The sequence below is a fragment of the Thiomonas sp. genome, from assembly GCF_034007205.1.
Lineage (GTDB): Bacteria > Pseudomonadota > Gammaproteobacteria > Burkholderiales > Burkholderiaceae_C > Thiomonas.
The window spans coordinates 110223-135555 of the sequence record NZ_JAVERI010000005.1 but is presented as its reverse complement, the minus strand read 5'-3'; the positions used below and the strand labels follow the sequence as shown (position 1 = coordinate 135555).

The window sequence follows — 25333 nt, the reverse complement described above, 5'->3', positions numbered from 1 at the left end:
TGCTCGGCCACGCCGGATTCATTCACACCCTCTGACGCGGCCGGACGAAGCAGGGGCCTGAAAGCGCGCCGTCGGCAAAAGAATGCTCGACCGTCTCTGGCTGGGTTTCTTTCTGGTGGCTGCCGTCTCGGCCCTGGCGCGCTGGGCATTGGGTGATGCGGCGGTGTTCGCCGCGATGGTCGAGAGCCTGTTCGCCATGGCCAAGCTCTCGGTCGAGGTCATGGTGCTGCTGTTCGGCACGCTCACCCTGTGGCTGGGCTTGCTGCGCATCGCCGAGCGCGCGGGGCTGGTCGAACTGCTGGCGCGTGCGCTGGGGCCGCTGTTCCGGCGGCTGATGCCGGAAGTGCCGCAGGGCCATCCGGCCATCGGTCTGATCACGCTGAACTTCGCCGCCAATGTGCTCGGCCTGGACAACGCCGCGACGCCTATCGGCCTGCGCGCGATGCGCGAGTTGCAGACGCTCAACCCCAGCCACGACGCCGCGAGCAACGCGCAAATCCTGTTCCTGGTGCTCAACGCCTCGTCGCTGACGCTGTTGCCGGTGAGCATTTTCATGTACCGCGCGCAGCAGGGCGCACCCGACCCCACGCTGGTATTCCTGCCCATTCTCATCGCCACCAGCGCGTCCACGCTGGCGGGGCTGCTCAGCGTGGCCTGGATGCAGCGGTTGCGGCTGTGGGACCCGGTGGCGCTGGCCTATCTGGGCGGCGGCGCGCTGCTGCTGGGCGCGCTGCTCGCGGGGCTGGTGACGCTCAGCGCAGCGGCGCTGGCCAGTGTCTCGGCGCTGGTCGGCAATCTGGTGCTGTTCGGCGTCATCCTCGCCTTCCTGCTGGCAGGGGCGATCAAGCGGGTGCCGGTGTATGAAGCTTTCATCGATGGTGCGAAAGACGGTTTTGGCGTGGCGCGCGACCTGCTGCCCTACCTGGTTGCCATGCTGTGCGCGGTGGGCGTGCTGCGCGCCTCGGGCGCGCTGGGCTATGCGCTCGAAGGCATTCGCTGGGTGGTGCACGGGCTGGGGATGAACACCGACTTCGTCGCCGCGCTGCCCACGGCGCTGGTCAAGCCGTTCTCGGGCAGCGCCGCGCGCGCCATGTTGATCGAGACCATGCAGCACTACGGCGTGGACAGCTACCCGGCGCTGCTCGCGGCGACGATGCAGGGCAGCACAGAAACCACGTTCTATGTGGTGGCGGTGTATTTCGGCGCGGTGGGCATCAAGCGCGTGCGTCACGCCGTGGGCTGCGCGCTGGTGGCGGATCTGGCGGGCATCGTGGCGTCGATCGCGGTGTGCGCGTGGTTCTTTGCGCCGCATTGAGCCGAACCGGGACGCATTGAGCGATTGTCGACTTATTGTCCGAGCTGGCGCAGCAGGTCGATGGCCTTGGCCTCGCCATGCTTGGCCGCCAGCGCGGCCTTGATCTCGGGGAGCAGGGCGAGCAATTGATCGGCTGTGTGGCACTGCTCGATCTTGAGCTGCAGGGTGTAGGCCTTGATCATGCCGAGCTGGCGGCTCACCAGACCGTTGATCTGCTCGTATAGACGCGAGAAATCGGCGGAGGAGCTGACTCTGGCGGATTGGGTTTGGGTGCTATCGAGCGCCAGTTCGGAGGGCAGCTCGTCGTCGTCATGCAGGAACGTGTCGGCCGCTTCCTCAACGCTTGCGGCAGGCGGCGGTTCGGGCGCTGCAGGGGCGGCGATCAGTTCGAGTGCAAGCAGCTGCTCCAGCGCGTCTTCGGGAGCGGAGATGGCCTGCATCAGCTCCCGCAGGGTTTGCACGTCGCGCTTGCCGTCCACCAGAAGCAGCACATTGCGCAACACGCGCGAATGCAGAACCGCCCGCTTGGCCATCTCGTCCTGCCCCTTCGCAGTTTTGAACAACAAGCTCTCCGGGCGCATGGCGGTATCTCTCGCACGAGTCTGAAATGGTGCGGAGTTTAGGGCTTGGCGTGGGTTCGGTCGCCTTCGGGCTGGGCGATTTAGCGCAGCAGATCGAACAGGGTGCGGGCGACGACCTGCGTGGCGCGGCGCAGATCTTCGAGCACGATGTGCTCGTCGGCGCGCTTGGCATTGCTCTCGCGCACGGTGCGGGGGCCGGCGCCGTAGATCACTGCGGGAATGCCGCGCTCGGCGTAGAGGCGCACGTCGGTGTAGAGCGGGGTGCCGATCACGGGGATGGGTTCGCCGAACAGGGTTTGCGCATGGCGCTGCAGCGGCGTGGCCAGGCGCTCGAATCCGGGAATGGGTTTGAGCGCGCGTGCGAGCAGCATGCGGCGGATGTCCACGGTGATGCCGGGGATGGTGGCGGCGGCCTGTTCGATCGCACGCCGCAGTTCGGCTTCGACCGCGGCCGGGTCTTCCTCGGGGATCATGCGGCGGTCGAGTTTGAGCACCACCTTGCCGGGGACGACGTTGGTGTTGGTGCCGCCTTCGATCAGTCCGACGTTGAGATAGGGATGGTCGATGCCCGCAACCTGCGATTGCACCTTGCGGTACAGCGCATTCAGGGCATAGAGCGCATTGAGAATGGCCACGGCGCCCTGCAGCGCGTCCACGCCGGAATGCGCAATGGCGGCATGCGCCATGACGCCGTGCACCGTCACTTCGAGCTGCAGGCAGCCGTTGTGGGCGTTGACCACCTGATGGCTGAAGCCGGCGGCGATTTCCAGATCGGGACGGGTCAGGCCGTGTTCCAGCAGCCAGCCTGGGCCGAGCTCGCCGCCGAACTCTTCGTCATAGGTGAAGTGCAGTTCGACGCCGCCCTTCAGGGGCGCTCCTAGCGACTCGAGCGCGCGCACGGCGAAGGTGTAGGTGGTGAAGTCGCATTTGCTCACCGCGGCGGCGCGGCCGTAGAGCCTGCCGTCGTCGATCTCGCCGCCATAGGGGTCGTGCGTCCAGCCTTCGCCCGGGGGCACCACGTCGCCGTGGGCGTTGAGCGCGATGACCGGGCCGCCCGCGCCGTATGGGCGTCGCACGATGAGGTTGGTGATGGACTGCAGGCCATGCGCTTTGCACACTTCGGGGGGAATGGCGACCTTCTCTGCCTTCATGCCGAAGTCGGCCAGCAATTGCGCGGTACGCTCGGCATGCGGCGCGTTGTTGCCGGGCGGGGTGTCGGTGGGCACGCGCACCAGTTGCTGCAGCATGCGCGTCTGCTCGTCGAAGTGCGCGTCGACCCAGCGGTCGAGCGCCGCGTAGAGCGCCTCGCGAGTCTCATGGGAGGAGGGGACAACGGAGGTGTCGGTCATGATGCGGCGAGGGTGTCGAGGAGGTGTTGGAAAGCGGCGCAGGCGAGGTCGAGATCGTCGGCGGTGCTGGATTCGAGCGGGTTGTGGCTGATGCCGGCGTTTTCGCCGCGCACGAACAGCATGGCCTGCGGCATGACGGTGTGCAGCATCATGGCGTCGTGCCCGGCGCCGCTGGGCAGGTGGTGCAGCGGCAGGCCGAGTGCGGCCACCGCGCGCTCCCAGCGTTGTTGCAGCGCCGGGTCGCTGGTGGCGGCCTGCTCGCGCATGGTTTCTTCGAGGGTGAAGCGCAGCTTGCGGCGGGTGCAAAGGGCGGCCAGTTCGGTGCGGGTGTCGGCCAGCACGGCGTCGCGCTGGGCATTGCTGGGCGCGCGGATGTCGAGGCTGAAGCGGCAGCGGCCGGGCACCACATTGATCGAGCCGCCGGGGACTTCGAGCAGGCCGACGGTGCCGACGCTGTCGCCATCGGCCGCTGCGCGGCGCTCCAGGAACAGCGCCAGTTCGGCAGCGGCGCAGGCGGCGTCGCGGCGCGCGTTCATCGGCGTGGTGCCGGCATGGCTGGCCATGCCGATGATCTCGCCCACGCAGCGCACGCTGGCGTTGATCGAGGTGACGATGCCCAGCGGCAGGTCGAGGGCGGCCAGCACCGGGCCCTGTTCGATGTGCACTTCGACAAAGCCGATATAGCGCGCCGGGTCGCGGCGCAGCGCCGCAATGGCGGACCAGTCTGCGGGCAGACCGGCATGCTGCATAGCGTCGCGCATGGAGATGCCGTCGCGGTCTTGCTGGTCGAGCCAAGCTGGGTTGAAGGCGCCGGTGAGCGCGCCCGAGCCGAGGAAGGTGGCCTTGTAGCGCTGGCCCTCTTCTTCGGCGAAGGCCACGACTTCGAGGCTGAAGGGCAGGCGCCTGCCGGTGCGATGCAGTTCGCGCACGCAGGCCATCGGGATGAAGATGCCGATGCGCCCGTCATACTTGCCCGCGTTGCGCACGGTGTCGTAGTGGCTGCCGGTGAGCAGGCGCGGGGCCGTGGGGTCGCTGCCTGGGTAGACTCCGACCACGTTGCCGACGGCGTCGATGTCCACCGCGTCGAAGCCGCAGTCGCGCATGGCGGCGGCAATCTCGGCGGCCGCGGCGCGGTGGGCGTCGGTGAGGTAGGTGGCGGTGAGTTCGCCGCGCGCCTGCCATTCAGGTTCGCTGTGCCGGGCAAGGCGTTCGCACCAGTCCCACACGCGGTTGCCTTGTTTCGGCACGAAGCCGAACCGGTCGTTCAGCCGCAGTTCGGCAATGCGATGGATCTGGCGCAGGGCTTCGGCGAACTCGAAGTCCGGCGGGTTGTCGAGGCGGCGCTCCAGGGCGGCGATGATCTGCGCCCGGCTCAGCCCGGCGCCGCGCGGCCCGCGCACCGCGAGGATGAAGGGCCAGCCAAAACGCGCGGTGTACTCGGCATTCAGCGCGTTGATGCGGGCGAGCTCTTCAGGCGTGCAGTGCGACAGACCGGCGCGCGCTTGCTCCTGCGTGGACTCGGCCGTGAGCTGGCCCGCCACGGCCGCCTTGCCCGCCAACTCCGGGTGGGCGCGGATCAGGCCGAGCTGCTCTTCGCGGCTGGCCTGGCGCACCGTTTGCACCAGCGCGGTTTTCAGCGCGGTCAGGGTGGAAAAAGGGCGGGCTGCCCAGGTGCGTTGTGCAATCCAGGGCGAGTGCTCATAAACGCCGTCGAGCAAGTCGGTGAATTCGGTCTGGTTGGCTGCGTTGAGTTCGGCAAGCGTGGGCATGATCACTCCCACACAAAAGCGGTGGCCGCATCGAAGGGATGCTCGGCCTGCCAGTGACGCGCGATGTCGATGCGGCGCGCGATCCACACCCGGTCGTGATGCTGCACATGATCGAGAAAGCGCTGCAGCGCGCGGATGCGGCCGGGCCTGCCCAGCAGACGCGCGTGCATGCCGATGCTGAGCATCTTCGGCCGTTCTTCACCCTCGGCGTAGAGCGCGTCGAAGCTGTCGCGCAGGTAGATGTAGAAGTCCTCGGCTTGCGCAAAGCCCTGGGGCAGGGCGAAGCGCATGTCGTTGCTGTCCAGGGTGTAGGGCACGACCAGATGGGGCGCAAGGCCGCCGTCTGTCTTGCGCACCTGCAGCCAGAAGGGCAGGTCGTCGCCGTAATAATCGCTGTCGTAGGCGAAGCCGCCGAAGTCGGCCACCAGGCGCCGGGTGTTGGGGCTGTCGCGGCCGGTGTACCAGCCCAGCGGACGCACGCCGCAGACAGCTTCGATCGCATCCACGCCGAGTTGCATGTGCTCGCGCTCGGTGTCTTCGTCCACGTTCTGATAATGAATCCAGCGCCAGCCGTGGCAGGCGATTTCATGGCCGAGCTCCACGCAGGCGCGGGCGAGGTCGGGCGTGCGTTGCAGCGCCATGCCCACGCCGAAGACCGTGAGCGGCAGGCCGCGGCGCTCGAACTCGCGCAGGATGCGCCACACGCCGGCTCGCGAGCCATATTCATAGATACTTTCCATGCTCAGATGCCGCGCCGGGTAGGACGCGGGATTGAACATTTCGGAGAGAAACTGTTCGCTGCCCGCATCGCCATGCAGCACGCAGTTCTCGCCGCCTTCCTCGATATTGAGCACGAACTGCAGCGCCACACGGGCCTGGCCGGGCCAGCGGGCATGGGGCGGGTTGCGACCATAGCCGACGAGGTCGCGGGGATAGGGTGGGGTGGACATGACGTACTTGGGCCTGTGCTCAATCCGCGTGGCTGCCCAGCGCCTGGGCGAGGTCGGCGCTGGTGGTTCTCGGGTGATACAGCAGGCTGCTTTCGGTGGCCAGCAAGTGGGCCTCCATCAATTGCTTGGCTTTGGCGACGTCCCGCGCTTCCAGAGCCTTGAGGATGGCGACGTGTTCGTCCGACGAATGCTGCGCCGCGCGCGACGATTGATACATCAGCGTGATGAGGGCGCAGCGCGAGATCAGCTCCGACAGAATCTGCGCCAGCACCTGATTGCCGATGCGCTGGGCCATCAGCACATGGAAATCGCCCAGCAGCCGCGTGCGGCCCGTCACATCCACCCGGCCGACCACGGCCTGCTCCTGTTTGAGATGGGCGCGCAGGGCACGGAAATCGCTCGGCGTGGCCTGCTGGCAAAACGCCTCGACCAGATGCTGTTCGAGCATGCGGCGCACCGCGAACACCTGCTTCGCCTCTTGCACCGAGGGCTGCGAGACGAAGGCGCCGCGTGCGGGTTCGAGCGTGACCAGATGATCGCGCGCAAGCTGAAACAGCGCCTGCCGCACGATGGTGCGCGACACGCCGTAGATCGTCGCGATCTTCTGCTCGGTGAGCTTGGCGCCGGGCGCCAGACGATGTTCGATGATGGCCGCGGTGATGGCAGCGACGATGGTCTGCGTCGAATCGCTGACCGGGTTCTCGGCAGCGGCGACAGCGCTTACTGCCTTGCCTGCTGGTGCCTGTGCCTTCACAGCGGGTTTGCGGCGCGCATTCACGGGTTCACTCTTCACGATGGATTTCCGGCACAGTGTTTGCTTCGTCCAGAAGACGGCCGAATGGGGCATTCGGCGCAATATTGCAATTCTCGCAGTTCCGTTTGACACACAACAGCATACAATTTAAATTTTGATTGTATGCAAAAATTCTAGGTCAAATCCGTAGATTATTTCTGACCGAAGACCACGATGGGCGCCCTGACTACACACATTCTCGACACCGCGCATGGACTGCCCGCCGCAGCCGTGCATATCGATCTGTACGCCGAACAGGGCGCGGATTGGGTGCTGCTGCGTTCCGTGCAGACCAACGCCGACGGGCGCTGCGATGCGCCGCTGCTGCAGGGCGGCGACCTGCGGCCAGGAAGATACCGGCTGGTGTTCCAGATCGGCGCTTACTTCAGGGAGCTGGGTGTGGCGCAGTCGAGCCCGCCTTTCCTCGATCAGATTTCTCTGGAGTTCGGTGTGGCCGATGCGCAGCAGCACTATCACGTGCCCTTGCTGGTTTCCCCCTGGAGTTATTCGACTTACCGCGGCAGCTAGACAACACAATCGGCTGTTTGCTGTTTCATTTTCGCAAAGTTCAAAGGACAAGCAATGAACAAACAACTCGCGATCATGGCCCTTATTCTGGGCTCGGGTCTAAGCGCGGCGGCCCATGCTCAATCCAGTGTTCAACTCTATGGGACCGTTGATCTGGGTGTTGAGCACTTCAGTAACGGTGCGGGTAGTGTCAACAAGCTAGGCAATGGCATTCTCAACCCAAGCGTCGTGGGGCTCAAAGGCCAGGAAGATTTGGGTGGCGGTACTTCGGTGTTCTTTCAGGCCGAAACTTCGTTCTGCGCCAATGGTGCCGCGCCTGGGGCCAGCACTGCCAACGCGCAATACTGCGGCCCGGGTTTTATGGGCCGTACCAGCATTGTGGGACTGAAAGGCAGTTTTGGCAGGTTCCAAATGGGTCGTATGTTTACGCTTAGCAATGGCGACTTCTACGTCATCGACCCCTTGCACAGCGACAGCCTGAGCCCGTTTGGCAATACCAATGTCGCAACCATCGGTGAGCCCGTCTGGTACAGCCAGGCGATTGCCTATTACTCACCGAGCTTCAAAGGTTTCAACGCCGCTGCCATGTACCAATTTGGCGATGGCATCGGCATAGCCAGCACCACAGGCGCATACAACCTGCATCTGGGCTATGCGCAGGGGCCATTGTTTATCGGCCTGGACTATGAGAATCAGAAAGGCCCGAATAACGTCACCGCCCTCAAGCACACCATGCTGGCTGCCGCCTACGACTTCAAGATGATTCGAATTGGCGTTTATGCAGCCCGTAACAGGCCAGATCCCAGCAGCGGCAATCCCAACCTGAACGCCTACGCTTTGACTGCAAGCGTGCCCTACGGCGCTGCGACCTTTATTGGTGAATTCGCAGTGCAGAGCGACAAAACTGTGTCGCGGCCGAATACCCGCATGGTGAATCTCGGCGTGCTCTACGCCTTGTCCAAACGTACCTCACTGTATGCAATGTACGCCCGAGCGACGGATTATTACGACTTTGTGAACGAAGTCGATGCCTTCGGCAACAACGACGCACCCACGGCCGCAAACGGTTCGGGTGCTGCTTCCACTGGCATCGCCTTGGGCGTCAGCATGAATTTTTGAAATCAATCCATCGTCGCAGCAGCCAACCAACACGCCAAAAGCATTGCGTCTTTTGGCACGCGACCTTGAAGACTTTCGCAGAGCCTGCCGTGGCGAAAGTCGACTTCATATGACCTTTCAGGAGATGTCATGATGAGCGACTTGATGACCACCATCCTGCCCTACGGCATGAACTGGGCCGATTTATTGCTGCGCTGGCTGCATGTGATCACAGCCATTGCCTGGATCGGCTCTTCTTTCTACTTTGTCTGGCTCGACAACAGCCTGGAAAGACCTACCGACCCGGAGCTGAAAGCCAAGGGCGTGGATGGGGAGCTGTGGGCGGTGCATGGAGGGGGCTTCTACAACCCGCAGAAATACATGGTCGCGCCCAAGAACTTGCCGCAGCATCTGCACTGGTTCTATTGGGAGAGTTATTCCACCTGGCTGTCGGGCTTCGCCTTGCTGTGCGTGCTGTACTTCTATCACGCCGGTATTTTCATCGTCGATCCGCGGGTGTTCGCCTGGACTTCGCCAGGGTATGCGGTGGCGGCCATGCTGGGCTTTCTGGTCGTCGGATGGTTGGTTTATGACGGCATCTGCCGCGTGTTCGGCCAAGGCAAAAATGGCGATCTGATCGTGGGCATTCTGGTTACGGTGTATGTGGTGCTCGCATCCTGGCTGGCCTGTCATCTGTTTGCGGGTCGGGCGGCGTTTCTCATCATCGGCGCCATGCTCGGCTCCTCGATGAGCGCCAATGTGTTCTTCTGGATCATTCCGGGTCAACGCCGGGTGGTGGCGGCCATGCGCGCTGGGCAGACGCCCGACCCGATGGACGGCAAGCGCGGCAAACAACGCAGCGTGCACAACACTTACTTCACCCTGCCGGTGCTGTTCGCCATGCTGTCCAACCATTACAGCTTCGTGTATGACGCGCCGAACAACTGGCTGGTGCTGGTGCTGATGATGCTCGCCGGCGCGCTCATCCGCCAGTTCTTCGTGCTCAAACACAAAGGCGCGTGGAAGTGGCAATACTGGATCATCGGGGCGGGGCTCATTCTGGCTGTGGCGGTAGCATTGGCGCCGAAACCGCAACCTGTGCTGTCGAATGCGAAGCCGGTGACCTTCGCCCAAGTGCAGCACATCGTGCAGGAGCGCTGTCTGCTCTGCCACTCGGGAGCGGCGGCCAGCAAAGGCGTTCGTCTGGATTCGGCCCCAGGCATCGTTAGCCATGCGCAGGCGATTTATCAGCAAGTGGTGGTGCTCAAGGCCATGCCGCTGAACAACGCTACGCAGATGACTGATCTAGAACGCGCCGAAATCGGGCAATGGATCAAAGGCGGCGCCAAGCCCTGAACTGCCAACGCCCGGTTATCGTGATGCCAACAGAAAAGGAGACGATCATGGCCCAAACGCTCGCACCTGCGGCTGCTGAAAGCGCACCGCATTCGGTTGATGAAGTGCTGTCCGCTGGCAAGCTGGTGGCCTTGGGCATCCAGCATGTGCTGGTGATGTACGCGGGCGCCGTGGCAGTGCCCCTGATCATCGGCTCGGCGCTGAAGCTGCCGGTGGAGCAGATCGCCTTGTTGATCACTGCCGATCTGTTCATCTGCGGGGTGACCAGCATCATTCAGTCGCTCGGGCTCACGCCCTGGTTCGGCATTCGCATGCCGGTGATGATGGGCATGACCTTCGCTTCGGTCACGCCGATGATTGCCATTGCGACTACGCCCGGCATGGGGCTGCAAGACATCTTCGGCGCCATCATTGCCGCCGGGGTGTTCGGGCTGCTGATCGTGCCTTTTGCTTGCCGTTTGATGGGCATGTTTCCGCCCGTGGTCACCGGTTCGGTGATCACCATCATCGGCATTTCGCTCATGCAGGTCGGCATTCAGTGGGCTGTTGGCGGGGCGTGGCTCAAGCCCATGATTCCCAACCCGGCGCCAGGTGTGCCTGCGGGAAGTCTGATGCCGAATCCCGCCTATGCCTCGATGGAAAACCTGGGCATCGCCCTGTTCGTGCTGGTGGTCATTCTGTTCATCAGCAAATTCGGACGCAACTTCCTGAAAAACATTTCGGTGCTGATTGGCCTTGTGCTCGGCAGTGTGGTGGCAGCCCTGTTGGGGCTGATGCATTTCGACCAGGTCGCCAAGGCCGATGCATTTCATCTGGTGATGCCGTTTCAGTTTGGCGCGCCGCAATTCGCCATTGGCCCGATCGTGACGCTGTGCGTGGTGGAACTGGTGGTGTTCGTCGAGTCAGCCGGCATGTTTTTCGCGCTGGGCGACATTGTTGGGCGCAAAGTGGGTCGCGCAGAGCTGGGGCGTGGCCTGCGGGTCGATGCCTTGGGCACCATTCTGGCGGGCATGTTCAACACCTTTCCCACCACCTCGTTTTCGCAGAACATCGGCCTGGTGGGCATGACCGGCGTGCGCAGCCGCTGGGTGACGGTGACTGGCGGCGTCATCATGCTGCTGCTCGGGCTGATGCCCAAACTGGGCGCGCTGGTGGCGGCCATTCCCCAGCCAGTGCTAGGCGGCACGGGCATCGCCATGTTCGGCATGGTGGCGGCCACGGGCATCCGCATCCTCAGCGAGGTCGATTACAAGAACAATCGCAACAATCTGCTCATCGTCGCCCTGGGCATCGGCTTTGGCATGATTCCTCTGGTGGCGCCGCAATTTTTCATCCACTTCCCCGAAGTCCTCGCGCCCATGCTGCACAGCGGCATTCTGCTCACCGCCGTGGTGGCTTTTTTGCTCAATGCGTACTTCAACGGCTTCGGCAAACCGGATGCCAAGAGCCTTCTGGATCGCGAACACGCGGCGGAAGATGGGGCCAAATTGCGCTGATGGCCCGCGCAGCCCTGACGGCAGATTCGCGGGTTTGCTCTGCTATGGTTTAGAAGACCACAATTCCTGACGCGCTACCCGGATGCATCTTCTCGTTCTTGACGTGGGCAATACCCGGCTGAAATGGGGAATCTATGCGCGCTCGCAGCGCAACGCGGAGTTGCTGGCCGGCGGGGCGATGCTGCTGGAAGAAGCCGACCAACTCGGTCGCATACTGGCGACGCAACCTCGCGCTGAGCGCGTCATTGGATGCGCTGTTGCCGGAGCCGTGGTCACGGCGCGGGTGTGCGCCGAACTCGCTGCGCTCGGGCTGCGCTGCCGCTGGATTGCCGCGCAGGCCGAACAATGCGGTGTGCGCAACAGCTATGCCGTGCCGTCGCTGCTGGGGGCGGATCGCTGGGCCGCGCAACTCGGGGCGCGCCAGCGCGTGCCCGACCGCGCGGCGATGGTCATCAGCGTGGGAACCGCCGTCACGGTGGATTGCCTCAGCCGGGATGGGGTGTTCATCGGCGGCATCATCCTGCCCGGATTCGGGTTGATGCTCAAGGCGCTGGAGATGGGCACTGCCGGTCTGCGCGTGCCGGAAGGCGACATTGTCGAGTTTCCCACCAATACCAGCGATGCGTTGATGACGGGCGGAGCACTGGCCATTGCGGGCGCGGCGCGGCAGATGCACGCGCGTTTGCAGGCCCGCGAGCCGGGCGAGGTGGTCGTGCTGCTGACCGGCGGCGCCGCGCCCAAGCTGCGCGATGCGCTGGGCTTGCCGCATCAGCATGTCGAGCACCTGGTGTTCGAAGGGCTGCTGTGCATCGCCGCGCAGCAGCCGCGCCCACACACACAGCGGCATCAGAGCACGTAGCGTGACAGGTCTTCGTCGCGGGCGATGTCGCCCAGGCGGGAATTCACCATCGCGGCATCGATCTGCACGGTCGTGTGTTGCGAGCCGTCGGCGTGGAAGGACACCTCTTCGAGCAGCCGCTCCATGACCGTATGCAGCCGTCGTGCGCCGATGTTCTCGGTCTTCTCGTTCACCTGAAACGCCACTTCGGCCATGCGGCGGATGCCATCGGCGGTGAACTCCAGCCGCACGCCATCGGTGGCGAGCAGCGCGGCGTACTGCTTGGTCAGACTGGCATCGGTGCTGGTGAGGATGGCCTCGAAATCGGCGACCGAGAGCGACTCCAGTTCCACCCGGATGGGAAAGCGCCCCTGCAGTTCGGGAATCAGGTCGGAAGGCTTGGCGACGTGAAACGCGCCGCTGGCGATGAACAGGATATGGTCGGTGCGCACCATGCCGTACTTGGTGCTCACGGTCGTGCCTTCCACCAGCGGCAGCAGATCGCGCTGCACGCCCTGGCGCGACACATCCGCGCCCTGCGTGTCGCTGCGCGAAGCCACCTTGTCGATCTCGTCGAGGAACACGATGCCGTTCTGCTCCACCGCGCGCAGCGCGCCGGCCTTGATCTCATCCTCGTTGACCAGCTTGGCGGCCTCTTCGTCGATCAGCAGCTTCTGCGCTTCGCGCACGGTAACCTTGCGCGTCTTGCTGCGCGTCTGGCCCATATTGGCGAACATGGAACGGATCTGCTCGGTCATGTCCTCCATGCCGGGCGGGCCCATGATGTCGATGCTGGCCGGGTGTACGGCGACGTCGATCTCGATTTCCTTGTCATCGAGCTGGCCTTCGCGCAGGCGCTTGCGCAGGATCTGGCGGGTGCCACCGGTTTCCCGGGCGTCGCTCACGCCGGGCAGCAGGGCGTCGAGGATGCGGTCTTCCGCGCGGTCTTCGGCGCGGGTGCGCTGCTGGCGCATGGCACTCTCGCGCGCCAGTTTCACGGCGGCCTCCATCAGATCGCGGATGATGGTGTCGACATCGCGGCCGACATAGCCCACTTCGGTGAACTTGGTCGCCTCGACCTTGATGAACGGTGCGTCGGCCAGCTTGGCCAGGCGGCGCGCAATCTCCGTTTTGCCCACGCCGGTGGGGCCGATCATCAGAATGTTCTTCGGCGTGATTTCGTGGCGCAGCGGCTCGGCGACCTGCTGCCGGCGCCAGCGGTTGCGCAGCGCGATGGCCACCGCCTGCTTGGCCTTGGTCTGGCCGATGACGAAGCGGTCGAGCTCGGAGACGATTTCGCGGGGGGTCATGTTCATGGGCTTCGGACTCACTGTTCACCCAGCGTTTCGATGGTGTGCGATTGGTTGGTGTAGATGCAGATGTCGCCCGCGATGCGCAGAGACTGCGCGACGATCTCGCGCGGGCTCAGCTCGGTGTGCTCCAGCAAGGCGCGGGCGGCTGCTTGCGCATACGCGCCACCCGAGCCGATGGCGACGATGCCGAACTCGGGCTCCAGCACATCGCCGTTGCCGGTGATGATGAGCGAATGCTCGGCATCCGCCACCGAGAGCATGGCCTCCAGGCGCCGCAGCATGCGGTCGGTGCGCCAGTCCTTGGCCAGCTCGACGGCGCTGCGCAACAATTGGCCTTGATGCTTTTCCAGCTTGGCCTCGAAGCGCTCGAACAGCGTGAAGGCATCGGCCGTGCCGCCGGCAAAGCCCGCCAGAATCCCGCCGTTGTACAGCCTGCGTACCTTGCGCGCGGTGGACTTGACGACGATGTTGCCCAGCGTCACCTGCCCGTCGCCGCCCAGGGCCACGGTCGCGCCGCGGCGCACGCTGAGAATGGTGGTGCCGTGATATTGATCCATGGAGGGATTCGGGGATGGGTGCAAATCGATCAAGAGGCGCGGGAGAGGGCTTGCCGGCTTGCCGCGCGGTCATCAATCCCGGCGCAGTTGGATCAGGGCGTGTTCGTGCAGGCCGAGGATGCTGAACAGGCCCGCGATCAGCCGGTGCACGCCGGTGAACTGCAGGGTCTTGCCGCGCTCGTGCTGCATCATGGCCCAGTTGAGCAGCGCCCCGGCGCTGGAAAAATCGATGCGACGCAACTGGCGCAGCGAAATGCTCAACTGTTCGTGGTCTTTTGCCGCCCGTTCCAAGGGGTCCAGGAAGGTGCCGGAGCTGCCGAGAATCTCGCCGCTGAGTTGCAGTTGCGCCGAACGCGATCCGCCGCTGCTGAGAATCGAATGCGGGTTCAGGCCGGAGTTGTGGAACGCGGAGGTCGTGGCGGGAGCTGCCGCGGGTTCGGGCGGGGCATCGCCGCCGGCCGTCTCCAAATGGGCGCGACTGGACTCCCAGGCGGGAGGCGAGATTTCGTAAGTCACGCAGTAGTCGAGCGCGATGGCGTCGAAATCGTTCTGCTGGTTGAGCAGACGCAGCAATTCCAGGCGCAAGGCCCACCACAGCGGATCGGCATCGCGCTGCATCGCCGGAGCCTGCGCCTGGCAGAGCGACATCAGCGACTGCACACCATGCAGCGTGACCGTGCAGGTCGTCTGGTTGAGCTTTTTCAACGCTTCGACCAGCGTCGGCAGCGCGGCGGGTGCGATGGCGCGTACCGCATCGAAATTCAGATCGATGGCCGCCGGCGCATTGAGCAGCATCTTGCGCAGGCGATCGGCCTGCGCGGCATCGATCGAGGGCGAAAACACCAGCGAGGGCTTGAAGCCGCCCGGGGCCGGCGAAGCCGAAGCGGGAGACGCGGGAAGACCTTCGTCGGTCATGGGCGCCGAGGTCTGGAAACGACTGACGAAATCCACCACCAGCGCTTCGAACTTGTCGATCTGCCCCGATGCGCGGAACAGATCGAACAGTGCCAGCCAGAGTTCCTTTTCCGCTCCCAGGTCCTGCGAGTTGGAAATGGCGTCACGCAAGGCGGACTCGGCGGCGGCATCATCGCCGTTGGCGAAATCCATCACGGCCTGATCGAACAGCGGGTTGGAACTCAAGGCCTCGTGCACTTCCACGGCAAAGAACGCGCTGGGCATGAAATCGTTGCTCGATCGCAGCCAACTGTCGCCGGAGGGCGCGGATGTTCGCAAGGCCAGGGCATCGTCGCTGAGCCGGGTGGCGGCCGCGAGTGTGGGCTGTTCGTCAAAGCGGGCAGCGGCAGACGCTTGCGCGCCGGGAGAGGACGCAGCAGCGCCGGGGACGAAAGGAACGGTCGGGGCGTAGCCGGGCGGCTGCGCAAGAGGTGCAGCGGGTGCGGATTCGCCCGGCGAGGTCGTCGGTGCGGACTGCGTGGGGATGCCGCTGGCCGGGCCGGAGGCTGCTGCAGCGAGTCCCGGCTTGCCGATCAAGGTGGTGTCGGCGTAGGCCGTGTCCACTTTCCAGTGCAGGGCGCTGCCGGAGGTCGTCGGTGTCGGCGTCCCTGCGGTCAGGGGGGGAAGCGAGCTCAGCGGCGGCTGGGTCTTGGTGGGGACATTGACGCCGTGTGGGGATGGCCGCGTGACCGCGCTGCGTGTGCGCGACGAGGGCGGGGCGTGTTCGCCGGCCATCGATTTCTCGATTTCGTTGATCTTGCGCAGGGTCTCGCCCCTGTCGTGTACCGGAGCGGGCTGCGACGTGAGCTCGGGGATATTGGTCTGCAGGCTGTCATCCATGCCCAGATCGGTGGCCTCTCGCCTGCGCAGCTTGCGCAGGCCATCGAGCTCGCGCTTGCGGATGAAATCGTCCTGACGCTTCTGATCCTCCCTGGCCTTGACCCGCGCGAGGTTCTCATGCTCTTGCAGGGCCTGTTCGTCGGTGAGCGACCAGTCGCGGGTCGGGTTCTTGACGAAAGAACCCACCCGCTTCCAGAAACCGCCTGAACCCGAACTGCTCATGCCTGAGTGACCTGGAAAGGTTGTCTGCCGAGTGGATGGGCTGACCGAATGGGGGCTGACCGAATGGGGCTGGCCCGCGTTCAATCGTTGAACATTTTCTGCTTGATCTCACGCCGCTGCTGCGCTTCGAGCGACAGGGTGGCCGTCGGTCGCGCCAGCAGGCGGCCGATGCCGATGGGCTCGCCCGTCTCTTCGCACCAGCCATACTCGCCGCTTTCGATGCGTGCAAGCGCCAGTTCGATCTTTTTCAGCAGCTTGCGTTCACGGTCGCGGGTACGCAGTTCGAGCGCATGCTCTTCTTCGATGGTGGCGCGATCGGCTGGATCGGGTACCAGCAGCGTGTCTTCGCGCAGATGCTCGGTGGTTTCGCCCGCGCTCTTGATCAGGTCGTCGCGCATGGTGCTGAGCAGACGCTTGAAGTATTCGCGCTGAACGTCGTTCATGTACTCGCTGTCGGGCATGGCCAGCAGGTCTTGCTCGGTCAGCTCCGACACCGGTTTGTTCTTCCAGGCATTGGCCTGCTTGGGGTCGGTCTTTCTGGGAGTGGGTTCGATGGTGGTGCTGCTCATGGAACTTCTGTCGAGTCGGATGGGTTCCGGCGACCCCATGGCCGCCGATAAGGGTTTCGAGGCGTGGAGTTTACTCACGCCGGAAGAGGAGGATCGCCGAAGCGCCGGCGAGGATGTGATTTTTTTTGCCGTTGCGGCCGAGGCGACAGGCGGATTTTGCGCCGTCTCGGTCTTTGCGGACGACTTGGCAGGCGCAGAGGGTGCGGCCGCAGCCGTCGGTTCAGCCTTGCTCCTGGCTGCGACCTGTTTGACTGCGGGGTTTTTGTCTGCTGCCGCAGGCTTGCCCCTGCCTGGAGCGGCGACCGCTTGATGAGTCGGCTTGACCACGAATTTTCTCCCGAACTTTTCATCCGGCAGCCCATCGCTGCCTGATTTGCTGCGTTGCTCGGCACGGACACAGAGAAATCGTCGTGCGCTGACCGGGCGCTGATTGAGCGTGCCGACCCACCCTGGGAGCCTGTCGGACTTGAAGGAAACCGGCTGCACCGGCTGCAAATTCGCTTCGATTCTTCAAGTCCGACAGGCTCCTGGGGTTCTTCCGCACAGGGCCTGCTGCTCAAACTTGCTGCCGCTTTTGATCGTGCTCAAGGCGTCGATCGGGGCGGTGATCGGCGTCAGCCTTTGCCGCACCGTGTGGATCGCAGCCTGCGGCTTCAGGCGGGCAGGCCGCTGCCAAAACCAATCGATTCTATTCATTTCGGATGGCAAGGCAAATGCGTCATGCAACCAGGCATTGCTCCAGTCCTTTTTCGAGAATGTCGCGCGGCAGGTCGATGCCGATGAACACCATCTTGCTCTGCCGCTGTTCCTGCGGATTCCAGGGGGCGGCCAGATCGCTGCCCATGAGCTGGTGCACGCCCTGGAACACGACCTTGCGGTCGATGCCCTGCATGTTCAGCACCCCCTTGTAGCGCAGCATGCGCGGGCCGTAGACCTGCACGATGGCGCCGAGGAAGTCTTCGAGCCTGGCCGGATCGAAGGGTTTGTCGGCGCGGTAGACGAAGGATTTCACGTCGTCATCGTGGTGGTGATGGTGCGGATGGTTGCAGTGCTCGCCGTGCGCATGATCGTGATGGTCGTGCTCATGGTCGTGGTCATGATCGTCGGCCTTGAGGAAATCGGGGTCGATGTCGAGCTTGGCGTTGAGGTTGAAACCCTTGAGGTCGAGCACCTGCGACAGCGGCACCTCGCCGAAATGCACCACGCTTTGCCTGGCGCGCGGATTCATGTGGGCGAGCCGATGCTGCAGGGCGGCGAGTTCGTCGGCGCCGACCAGATCGGCCTTGCTGATGAAAATCTGGTCGGCAAAACCCACCTGGCGGCGTGCTTCCTGCCGGCTGTCGAGCTGGCCGTCGGCATGCTTGGCATCGATCAGGGTGAGGATGGCGTCGAGCATGTACTGGCTGGCGACCTCGTCGTCCATGAAAAAAGTCTGTGCCACCGGCCCCGGATCGGCCACGCCGGTGGTCTCGATGACCACGCGGTCGAACGACAGTTCGCCCTTGCGTCGCCTGGCGGCCAGATCGGCCAGGGTGGCGCGCAGATCGTCGCGGATGGTGCAGCAGATGCAACCGTTGGACATCTGCACGATCTGCTCGCCCGCTTCCTGCACCAGGATGTCGCTGTCGATGTTCTCTTCGCCGAACTCGTTCTCGATCACGGCGATCTTCGAGCCATGCGCTTCGTGCAGCACGCGCTTGAGCAGCGTGGTCTTGCCGCTGCCGAGAAAGCCGGTGAGGATGGTGGCGGGGATGAGGGCGGCCATAGAGGGAATCCTTGTGATCGATCAATAAAAGTATTTTGGGGCTGTCGCGCCGATGTCAAGCCTTGCGCAGCAGCAGCCCCTTGAGGTACTCGCCTTCGGGGAAGTGCAGGCTCAAGGGGTGGTCGAGGCCGGCGCCGGTGCGGGCGACGATCTGGGCGTCCGCTCCCGCGTCGAGCGCGGCGCCCGCGACGATTTTCTGGAACAGCTCGGCGCTGACACCGCCCGAACACGAAAAGGTGAACAGCCAGCCGCCGGGCGGCAGCAGGTGGAACGCCAGGCGATTGATGTCCTTGTAGGCGCGTGCGGCGCGTTCGACCTGTTGCGGGCTGGCGGCGAATTTGGGCGGATCGAGCACGATGGCGTCGAACTGCGCGCCCTCGTCGCGCAGGCGGCGCAGCGTGGCGTTGACGTCGGCGTCGATGAAACTCGCCCGAGCCGGATCGAAGCCGTTGAGCGCGACATGCTCAGCGGCCAGCGCCAGCGCGGGTGCGGAGGAATCCACCGAGACGACCTGTTGCGCCCCGCCGGCCAGCGCGGCCAGCGAGAAGCCGCCGGTGTAGCAAAAGCCGTTGAACACGCGCTGCAGACCTTGCATGCGCACCTGTTTGGCGAAGCGGGCGCGGGCGTCGCGCTGGTCGAGATAAAAGCCGGTCTTGTGGCCGGTGGCGACGTCGACCTGCAAGCGCAGGCCGTTCTCGACGATCTCGACCTGAGTGGCTCCGCCGCCGCGCAGCCAGCCGCAGGACGCGGGCAGGCCCTCGCGCTCACGCAGCGCGGCGTCAGAACGTTCGTAGATCCGTGTGCCGGGCATGAGGCTCTGCAAGCCGTCCGCGATCACCGATTTCCAGCGCTCGATGCCCGCGCTGCCCGCCTGCAGCACCACGATGTCGTCATAGCGATCGACGATGCAGCCGGGCAGACCATCGCTCTCGCCGTGTACCAGCCGGCAGGCGCCGAGGTCGAGCCCCAGCGACTGCCGGCGCTCGATGGCAGCGCGCAGTTGCTCGGTGAAAAAGCTGGCATCGATGCGTTGTTTGGCCTCGAAGCTCCAGACCCGCAGCCGGATCTGCGAAGCGGGGCTGAACGTCGCCCAGGCCAGAAACTGGCCGTCGTGCGATTCCACGCGGACGGTTTCTCCGCTGTCTGCTGCTCCTTTGGCGATCGAGCTGGCAAATACCCAAGGATGGCGACGCAGCAGTGAGCGCTCCTTGCCAGGGTGCAGGCGGATGGTTTTCATGGAAGGAAGACGGCTCAGGGCTTTTTGCGCGCCCGCGGGTGGGCTGCGTCGTAGACCTTGGCCAGATGCTGGAAGTCCAGGCGGGTATAGACCTGCGTGGTGGCGATGCTGGAATGTCCCAGCAATTCCTGTACCGCGCGCAAATCGCCGCTGGACTGCAGCACATGCGAGGCGAAGGAGTGGCGCAGCATGTGCGGATGCACGCGCGCGTCCAGCCCAGCGGCGCGGGCGTGCTCGCGCAGTTCCAGCCAGACCCGCTGCGGCGTGATGCGGCCGCCGCGTGCGCCCAGAAACAGGGCGGCTTGGGCGTCGGCGTCGGCGCCTTCGCGCAGCAGCGAGGTTCTGAGGACGAGCCAGTGCTGCAGCGCCAGCAGCGCGGGCCGGCCGATCGGCACGCTGCGTCGCTTGTTGCCCTTGCCGGTGACGGTGGCCTCGGCGGCGTCCCAGTCGATCCAGCCGCGGGCGGTCTGGCTGGCGCGCACGTCCAGCCCGGTGAGCTCGGACACGCGCAGGCCGCAGGAATACAGCAGTTCGGCGATGGCATGCGCGCGCGCGCTGCGGGTGGCGAAGGGTTCGGCCTGGTGCGGACGCGATGATCTCGTGGACTCTTGCGGGACGTAAGCGGCCAGCGCGACAGCCTGATCGACCGACAAGGCCTTGGGCAGCGGTCTGGCCGCCTTGGGGGCGCGCACGTCCTGCACCGGGTTGGCGGCCACATGGCCCAGCCGACCCATCCAGCGGAAAAAGCTGCGCCACGCCGACAGCCGCGCGGCAATGGCGCGCGGGCTCATGCCGCCCGCATGCAGTTGTGCGGCCCAGCGGCGGATGTGCAGCGATTCGATCGGTGCGGCGCCCAGCGCTTCGGCGCGCTGCAGCAGGTCATCGAGATCGCGCCGGTAGTTGACCAGCGTGCCGTCTGCCAGGCGGCGCTCGGTTTGCGCGTGAACGAGATAGTCCGCCGCAAGCTGGCGCAAGGACGGCTTGTCGGGCTGGGATGAACCGGACGCGGCCATGCGGTGGCGGGAATTGCGCGACGATTTTCAGCACGCCAGCAGGCTCACCAGCGCGGCGCTGGCCAACTGGCCGATGAGGGTGAGGAAATCGGTGCCCATATCGGCGGTGAAGCGCTGGGTGTCGGGCGAGGCCAGCACCAGCAGCCCCATGCATAGGCTGGTGTGCGGGTTCTGCAGCGGGATGAGCGCGAGCGATTGCGCCATCTGCGCATCCGGCAGCCAGTGCGCGGCCTCGAAGCCGGGGTTGGGGCCGACGAAGGGGGCGGACAGACTGGCGGCGAAGGTCCTGGCGTCCTCGCTCACCCCGGTGGCGAATTCCAACGCGGCGAACTCCTCGCGCACCGGCCAGAGCTTGAGCGCGGTCATGGGCAGATCGAAGGCGGCCTTGAGGGTGTCCTGCAGCGTTTGCGGCAATTGCGCCGGGGCGCCCTGCTGCGCCAGCAGACAATCGCGCGCCCAAAGCAGCAGCTTGCCCGCCAGGGTTTCGTTGTCCACCGCGTTGCGCATCATCGCGGCGAGGCGATGCTCCAGCGTGCGCATCTTGTCGCGCAGCATCTCCATCTGCCGCTCCTGCAGCGACACGGCGCGGTTGCCGTGCGGACTGTGCAATTGCACCATGGTGAGCAGCTCGGCGTGGCGCTCGAAGAATTCGGGGTTGGCGGCCAGGTAGGTCGCCAGATCGTGTTCGCTCAGTTCCATCAGGTTCTCCAGAATCAGGGCAGATCGGGCAGGTCGATCACGCCGTCGAAAACAAAGGCGGCCGGGCCGGTCATGTGGACGGACTGACCGAGCCCCGCCCAGGCGATGGTCAGCAGGCCGCCGCGGGTTTGCACATCGACCGGGCCTTGCAGCCAGCCGTGGCGCAGACCCGCCACCACGGCGGCGCAGGCGCCGGTGCCGCAGGCCAGGGTTTCGCCCGCGCCGCGCTCCCACACCCGCAGGCGGATGTGCCGGGCATCTGCGATCTGCATGAAACCGGCGTTGACCCGCTTGGGAAAGCGCGGGTGATGTTCGATCAGCGGGCCGTCGCGCAAGACGGGGGCGGCGTCGACATCGTCTACCCGCTGCACCGCATGCGGATTGCCCATCGACAGCACGCTGATCCAATGGGTTGTGCCGCCAAAATCCAGCGGCCATTGTTCCCAGGCGTCCACAGGCTTGGGCGAAAGGCCGGTGGCGTCGAACGGCACCTTGGGCAGATCGAACACCGGCGCGCCCATGTCCACGGTGACGCGACCATCACTCTGCAACTCGGGCTCGATGAGGCCTGCGAGCGTCTGTACCCGGATGCGGCGCTTGGAGGTCAGACCCTTGCCGTGCACATAGGCGACGAAGCAGCGCGCGCCGTTGCCGCATTGCTCCACCTCGCCGCCGTCGGCGTTGAAAATGCGATAGCGGAAGTCGACCTCGGGCGAGGGCGCGGCTTCGACCACCAGAATCTGGTCTGCGCCCACGCCCAGGTGCCGGTCGGCCAGCAGGCGCAACTGCGCCGGGCTGAGTTGCAGCGGGGCGTGCGTGGCGTCGAGGACGACGAAGTCGTTGCCGGCGCCGTGCATTTTGGTGAACGCGAGTTGCATGGGTCTGGGTCAATACACCGAGGGCTGGTCTTCGGGCCGGGTCTTGAAGCGCTTGTGCACCCAATGGTATTGCGCGGGCATGGTGCGCACCTGCTCTTCGATGAAGCGATTCATGCGGCGCAGGTCGGCGTCGATGTCGGCGGGCTTGCCACGAGCGTCCAGCGCGGGGAAGTCGGCCCAGGCGGGATGCACGGTGATGGCGTAGCCGCGCGCGCCGGGCAGGATGCGGGTGACCACCGCGTAGACCCGGGCGTCGGCCGAAGCCGCCAGCCGCGGAGCGACATCCAGCGTCGCGGCGGGCAGGCCGAAAAAGTCGATGAAGCGCGAACTGCGCGGGCCGAAATCCATATCGGGCAGGGTGTAGAACGGCACCCCGGCCTTGAGTTGCCGCAACATGCCCGCCGCGCCGACTCGCCGCGAGACGATGGCGGCGGTGTGAAAGCGACTGCGCCGCGCCACCACCCAGTCGTCGAGCACCTTGTTCTTCTGCGGGGTGTACATGCCCGAAACCGGGCGCGGCGCCACCAGGCTGAGCGCCGTCCATCCGGCATCGAGCCCCTCGAAGTGAAAGCCCAGCAGCAGGGTGTTGCGGCTGCCGTCCAAAGCCTCCTGCACCGGACCTTCGAGGTGCAGCAGGCGTCGCAAGCGCCTCGGGCTGGCATACCAGAGCACGCCGCGTTCGAGAAACGCTCGTGCGACATAGACGAAATGCCGACGTGCCACCGCGTGCCGCTGCGCCGCCGTCCATTCGGGAAAACAGAGTTCCAGGTTGCGCAGGGTGATGCGCTGGCGCGATCCCGCCAGCGGCCACAGCAGCCAGCCCACCGCAGTGCCCAGCGCGGCGAGCACGGGGTAGGGCAGCAGATGCAGCAGCCAGACGAGGGCGATGCTCAGTCGCGCGGACAGCGACTTCATGGCGCGGGCTCCTCGGCGCTGTTCGGCGCCGGGGGCTGCGCTGCGCCAGAGGGGACTTTGTAGCGGTTGTAGGCCCAGAGATATTGTTCCGGGCAGCGCCGGATCAGACCTTCCAGCGCGCGGTTGATCTGCGTGGCCGCGCGCTGCGGATCGGCATCCAGGGCTTCGGGAAAGGGTTCGAGCGTGAGGGTGTAGCCGCGACCGCCCGGCTGGCGCAGCGCCGAGGCCAGAATGATGCGGGCCTTGCCCAGTTGCACCAGACGCGAGGGCAGGGTCATGGTGTAGGCCGGGCGACCGAAAAAGTCGGCCCACACGCCTTCGCCGCTGCCGGGCGCCTGATCGGGCAGCAGGCCGACGGCCTCACCCGCGCGCAGGGCACGCAGCAACTGCCGCACCCCGGCGAGATTGGCCGGGGCGGTGGCCAGGTTGTGGCGCTGGCGCGAAGCCAGCGCCAGCGGCAGCAGCACGGCCTTGCGCGGCGGGCGGAACATCACCGTGATCGGCCCCCAGAGCGCGGCGACCTGCGCCGAGATTTCAAAACATCCCAGGTGCGGCGTGAGGTAGAGCACGCCCAGGCCCTGGGCGCGCACGGCATCGACATGCTCCTTGCCGATCACCTGTACCTGGTGCACGGGCGCCGCCGCGCCGCGGCGGAACCAGACCACGGGCAGCTCGCCGACCATGCGCCCGGCCTGCGCGGCGGCCTTGAGCGCCAGTTGCCGCGGCGCATAGCCCGCCTGTTGCAGGTGGGCGCGCAGACGCTGGCGGTAGACGCCCGACGCGGCATAGACCAGCAGGCCGAGCGCCGCCCCCAGCGCCTGGAGCAAACCCAGGGGCAAGACAGACAGCCAGCGGAAGATGCGCAGCAGCACGATGGTGCATTTCCCTGAAGTTCAAAGGGTGCCATGTTACGAAGCGCCGCAGCGGACGCGCAGGCATAGAATGCGTGACACTGCCACCGAGTTAATGACAACTTGCGGGGTGGCAGGGGCGGCCGACCTTCGGGGCGGCTGCTGGGCAGTCCGCTAAAGCGTCGCCGTGCGAGACCCAAACGGTGGCGTCGATCCCTCACCGTTTGAAAGGTCCGCCGTGGCAAACACCTTCCTGTTCACCTCCGAATCCGTCTCCGAAGGCCATCCCGACAAGGTGGCCGATCAGATCTCAGATGCCATCCTCGACGCCAATCTGGCGCAAGACCCCGCTTCGCGCGTCGCCGCCGAAACGCTGGCCAACACCGGCCTGATCGTGCTCGCGGGTGAAATCACCACCCATGCCGTGGTCGATTACATCCAGGTGGCGCGCGATACGCTCAAGCGCATCGGCTACGACGACGCCGATTTCGGCATCGATCACAAGAGCTGTGCCGTGCTCGTGGCCTACGACAAGCAAAGCCCCGACATCGCCCAGGGCGTGAACAAGGCGCACGACGACGCACTCGATCAGGGCGCGGGCGACCAGGGGCTGATGTTCGGCTACGCCTGCGACGAAACCCCCGAGCTGATGCCCGCGCCGATCTATTACGCGCACCGTCTGGTCGAGCGCCAGAGCCAGTTGCGCCGCGACGGCCGCCTGCCCTGGCTGCGCCCGGATGCCAAGAGCCAGATCACCTTCCGCTACGAAAACGGCTATCCCGTCGCCATCGACACCGTGGTGCTGTCCACCCAGCATGCGCCCGACATCGACATGGCCGATCTGCGCGAGGCGGTGATCGAGCACATCATCAAGCCCGTGCTGCCGCCGGTGTTCATGCGCGGCGAGGTGAAATACCTCATCAACCCGACCGGCCGCTTCGTCGTCGGCGGCCCGCAGGGCGATTGCGGCCTGACCGGGCGCAAGATCATCGTCGACACCTATGGCGGCGCGGCGCCACACGGCGGCGGCGCTTTCAGCGGCAAAGACCCGACCAAGGTCGACCGCTCGGCCGCGTATGCCGCGCGCTATGTCGCCAAGAACATCGTCGCCGCCGGGCTGGCCAGGAAGTGCCTGGTGCAGATTTCCTACGCCATCGGCGTGGCCCAGCCCACCAGCATCATGGTGACCACGCAGGGCACCGGGGTGATCGACGATGCCAGGCTCGAACAACTGGTGCGCCGTCACTTCGATCTGCGTCCGCGCGGCATCATCGACATGCTCGATCTGCGTCGCCCCATCTACGCCAAGACCGCCGCCTACGGCCACTTCGGCCGCGACGAGCCCGAGTTCAGTTGGGAGTCCACCGACAAAGCCGCCAGGCTGCGCGACGATGCCGGTCTGGGCGAGCTGCGAGCCGTGGCGACGGCGTAAAAGGGTGGTTTGGCG

General features: G+C 65.3%; 24 protein-coding genes. 8 read left to right on the top strand and 16 right to left on the bottom strand.

Features of this window, described 5'->3' with window-relative positions:
- The first annotated feature begins 82 nt into the window (after window positions 1-82).
- Complete coding sequence (locus tag RBR52_RS05990) at window positions 83-1315, top strand: nucleoside recognition domain-containing protein (RefSeq protein WP_320376285.1); 1233 nt, start codon at window positions 83-85, stop codon at window positions 1313-1315.
- A gap of 32 nt (window positions 1316-1347) precedes the next feature.
- Here RBR52_RS05990 and RBR52_RS05985 read toward each other — a convergent pair whose 3' ends face one another.
- The 5 genes from RBR52_RS05985 to RBR52_RS05965 all read right to left on the bottom strand — a co-directional run bounded on the left by RBR52_RS05985 (window position 1348) and on the right by RBR52_RS05965 (window position 6757).
- Window positions 1348-1878 carry a hypothetical protein gene (locus tag RBR52_RS05985; protein WP_320376284.1) on the bottom strand — a complete coding sequence of 177 codons (531 nt, stop codon included), beginning with the start codon at window positions 1876-1878 and terminating at the stop codon, window positions 1348-1350.
- Window positions 1879-1976: 98 nt separating this feature from the next.
- Window positions 1977-3245: a M20/M25/M40 family metallo-hydrolase gene (locus tag RBR52_RS05980; RefSeq protein ID WP_320376283.1), complete on the bottom strand. Its 1269-nt coding sequence runs from the start codon at window positions 3243-3245 to the stop codon at window positions 1977-1979.
- Window positions 3242-5014, bottom strand: coding sequence for a 2-oxo-4-hydroxy-4-carboxy-5-ureidoimidazoline decarboxylase (gene uraD, locus RBR52_RS05975; RefSeq protein ID WP_320376282.1), 1773 nt, complete (start codon window positions 5012-5014; stop codon window positions 3242-3244). The genes RBR52_RS05980 and uraD overlap by 4 nt, the downstream gene beginning before the upstream one ends.
- A 2-nt stretch (window positions 5015-5016) precedes the next feature.
- Window positions 5017-5964: an allantoinase PuuE gene (puuE, locus tag RBR52_RS05970; protein WP_320376281.1), complete on the bottom strand. Its 948-nt coding sequence runs from the start codon at window positions 5962-5964 to the stop codon at window positions 5017-5019.
- A 19-nt stretch (window positions 5965-5983) separates the two neighbouring features.
- Window positions 5984-6757 carry a GntR family transcriptional regulator gene (locus tag RBR52_RS05965; RefSeq protein WP_413818295.1) on the bottom strand — a complete coding sequence of 258 codons (774 nt, stop codon included), beginning with the start codon at window positions 6755-6757 and terminating at the stop codon, window positions 5984-5986.
- A 174-nt stretch (window positions 6758-6931) separates the two neighbouring features.
- Between RBR52_RS05965 and uraH the strand changes: the two genes are divergently transcribed.
- The 5 genes from uraH (at window position 6932) to RBR52_RS05940 (ending at window position 12094) form a co-directional block, all read left to right on the top strand.
- Entirely contained in the window at window positions 6932-7285 is a 354-nt protein-coding gene (uraH, locus tag RBR52_RS05960) for a hydroxyisourate hydrolase (protein ID WP_320376280.1), read from the top strand.
- Window positions 7286-7339: 54 nt separating this feature from the next.
- Window positions 7340-8404, top strand: coding sequence for a porin (locus RBR52_RS05955; protein WP_320376279.1), 1065 nt, complete (start codon window positions 7340-7342; stop codon window positions 8402-8404).
- Window positions 8405-8533: 129 nt separating this feature from the next.
- On the top strand, window positions 8534-9739 hold the full coding sequence (locus RBR52_RS05950) for a urate hydroxylase PuuD (protein WP_320376278.1): 1206 nt from the start codon (window positions 8534-8536) through the stop codon (window positions 9737-9739).
- A gap of 47 nt (window positions 9740-9786) precedes the next feature.
- Complete coding sequence (locus tag RBR52_RS05945; RefSeq protein WP_320376277.1) at window positions 9787-11235, top strand: nucleobase:cation symporter-2 family protein; 1449 nt, start codon at window positions 9787-9789, stop codon at window positions 11233-11235.
- An 82-nt stretch (window positions 11236-11317) separates the two neighbouring features.
- Entirely contained in the window at window positions 11318-12094 is a 777-nt protein-coding gene (locus RBR52_RS05940; protein WP_320376276.1) for a type III pantothenate kinase, read from the top strand.
- Here RBR52_RS05940 and hslU read toward each other — a convergent pair.
- From hslU to dksA, 4 genes are all read right to left on the bottom strand, one after another.
- A complete protein-coding gene (hslU, locus tag RBR52_RS05935; protein WP_320376331.1) occupies window positions 12082-13383 on the bottom strand; it encodes an ATP-dependent protease ATPase subunit HslU in 1302 nt (433 codons plus the stop codon). The genes RBR52_RS05940 and hslU overlap by 13 nt on opposite strands.
- 17 nt (window positions 13384-13400) lie before the next feature.
- Complete coding sequence (gene hslV, locus RBR52_RS05930) at window positions 13401-13943, bottom strand: ATP-dependent protease subunit HslV (protein WP_320376275.1); 543 nt, start codon at window positions 13941-13943, stop codon at window positions 13401-13403.
- A 72-nt stretch (window positions 13944-14015) separates the two neighbouring features.
- Entirely contained in the window at window positions 14016-15959 is a 1944-nt protein-coding gene (locus RBR52_RS05925; RefSeq protein ID WP_320376274.1) for an STAS domain-containing protein, read from the bottom strand.
- 80 nt (window positions 15960-16039) lie between these two features.
- Window positions 16040-16528, bottom strand: coding sequence for an RNA polymerase-binding protein DksA (gene dksA / locus RBR52_RS05920; protein ID WP_320376273.1), 489 nt, complete (start codon window positions 16526-16528; stop codon window positions 16040-16042).
- Here dksA and RBR52_RS05915 point away from each other — a divergent pair.
- Window positions 16512-16838, top strand: a complete 327-nt coding sequence (locus RBR52_RS05915; RefSeq protein ID WP_320376272.1) for a hypothetical protein — start codon at window positions 16512-16514, stop codon at window positions 16836-16838. The two genes, dksA and RBR52_RS05915, sit on opposite strands and share 17 nt — an antisense overlap.
- A 408-nt stretch (window positions 16839-17246) precedes the next feature.
- Here RBR52_RS05915 and RBR52_RS05910 read toward each other — a convergent pair whose 3' ends face one another.
- Genes RBR52_RS05910 through RBR52_RS05880 form a run of 7 tightly spaced genes read right to left on the bottom strand, consistent with a single transcriptional unit; the run spans window position 17247 to window position 23907 of the window.
- Window positions 17247-18293 carry a GTP-binding protein gene (locus RBR52_RS05910; protein WP_320376271.1) on the bottom strand — a complete coding sequence of 349 codons (1047 nt, stop codon included), beginning with the start codon at window positions 18291-18293 and terminating at the stop codon, window positions 17247-17249.
- Between the two features lie 55 nt (window positions 18294-18348).
- Window positions 18349-19530: a class I SAM-dependent rRNA methyltransferase gene (locus RBR52_RS05905; protein ID WP_320376270.1), complete on the bottom strand. Its 1182-nt coding sequence runs from the start codon at window positions 19528-19530 to the stop codon at window positions 18349-18351.
- Window positions 19531-19544: 14 nt separating this feature from the next.
- On the bottom strand, window positions 19545-20543 hold the full coding sequence (locus tag RBR52_RS05900) for a tyrosine recombinase XerC (RefSeq protein ID WP_320376269.1): 999 nt from the start codon (window positions 20541-20543) through the stop codon (window positions 19545-19547).
- Between the two features lie 27 nt (window positions 20544-20570).
- Complete coding sequence (locus tag RBR52_RS05895) at window positions 20571-21242, bottom strand: DUF484 family protein (protein WP_320376268.1); 672 nt, start codon at window positions 21240-21242, stop codon at window positions 20571-20573.
- Between the two features lie 14 nt (window positions 21243-21256).
- The gene (gene dapF, locus RBR52_RS05890) at window positions 21257-22120 is read right to left on the bottom strand and encodes a diaminopimelate epimerase (RefSeq protein WP_320376267.1); all 864 of its coding nucleotides are present in this window, start codon (window positions 22118-22120) and stop codon (window positions 21257-21259) included.
- 9 nt (window positions 22121-22129) lie between these two features.
- The gene (locus RBR52_RS05885; protein WP_320376266.1) at window positions 22130-23035 is read right to left on the bottom strand and encodes a lipid A biosynthesis acyltransferase; all 906 of its coding nucleotides are present in this window, start codon (window positions 23033-23035) and stop codon (window positions 22130-22132) included.
- Window positions 23032-23907, bottom strand: a complete 876-nt coding sequence (locus RBR52_RS05880) for a lysophospholipid acyltransferase family protein (RefSeq protein WP_320376265.1) — start codon at window positions 23905-23907, stop codon at window positions 23032-23034. The genes RBR52_RS05885 and RBR52_RS05880 overlap by 4 nt, the downstream gene beginning before the upstream one ends.
- 217 nt (window positions 23908-24124) lie before the next feature.
- Here RBR52_RS05880 and metK point away from each other — a divergent pair, with 217 nt between their 5' ends.
- Window positions 24125-25318 (top strand): methionine adenosyltransferase, encoded by a 1194-nt coding sequence (gene metK / locus RBR52_RS05875; protein WP_320376264.1) that lies wholly within the window; start codon window positions 24125-24127, stop codon window positions 25316-25318.
- Window positions 25319-25333: the final 15 nt, after the last annotated feature.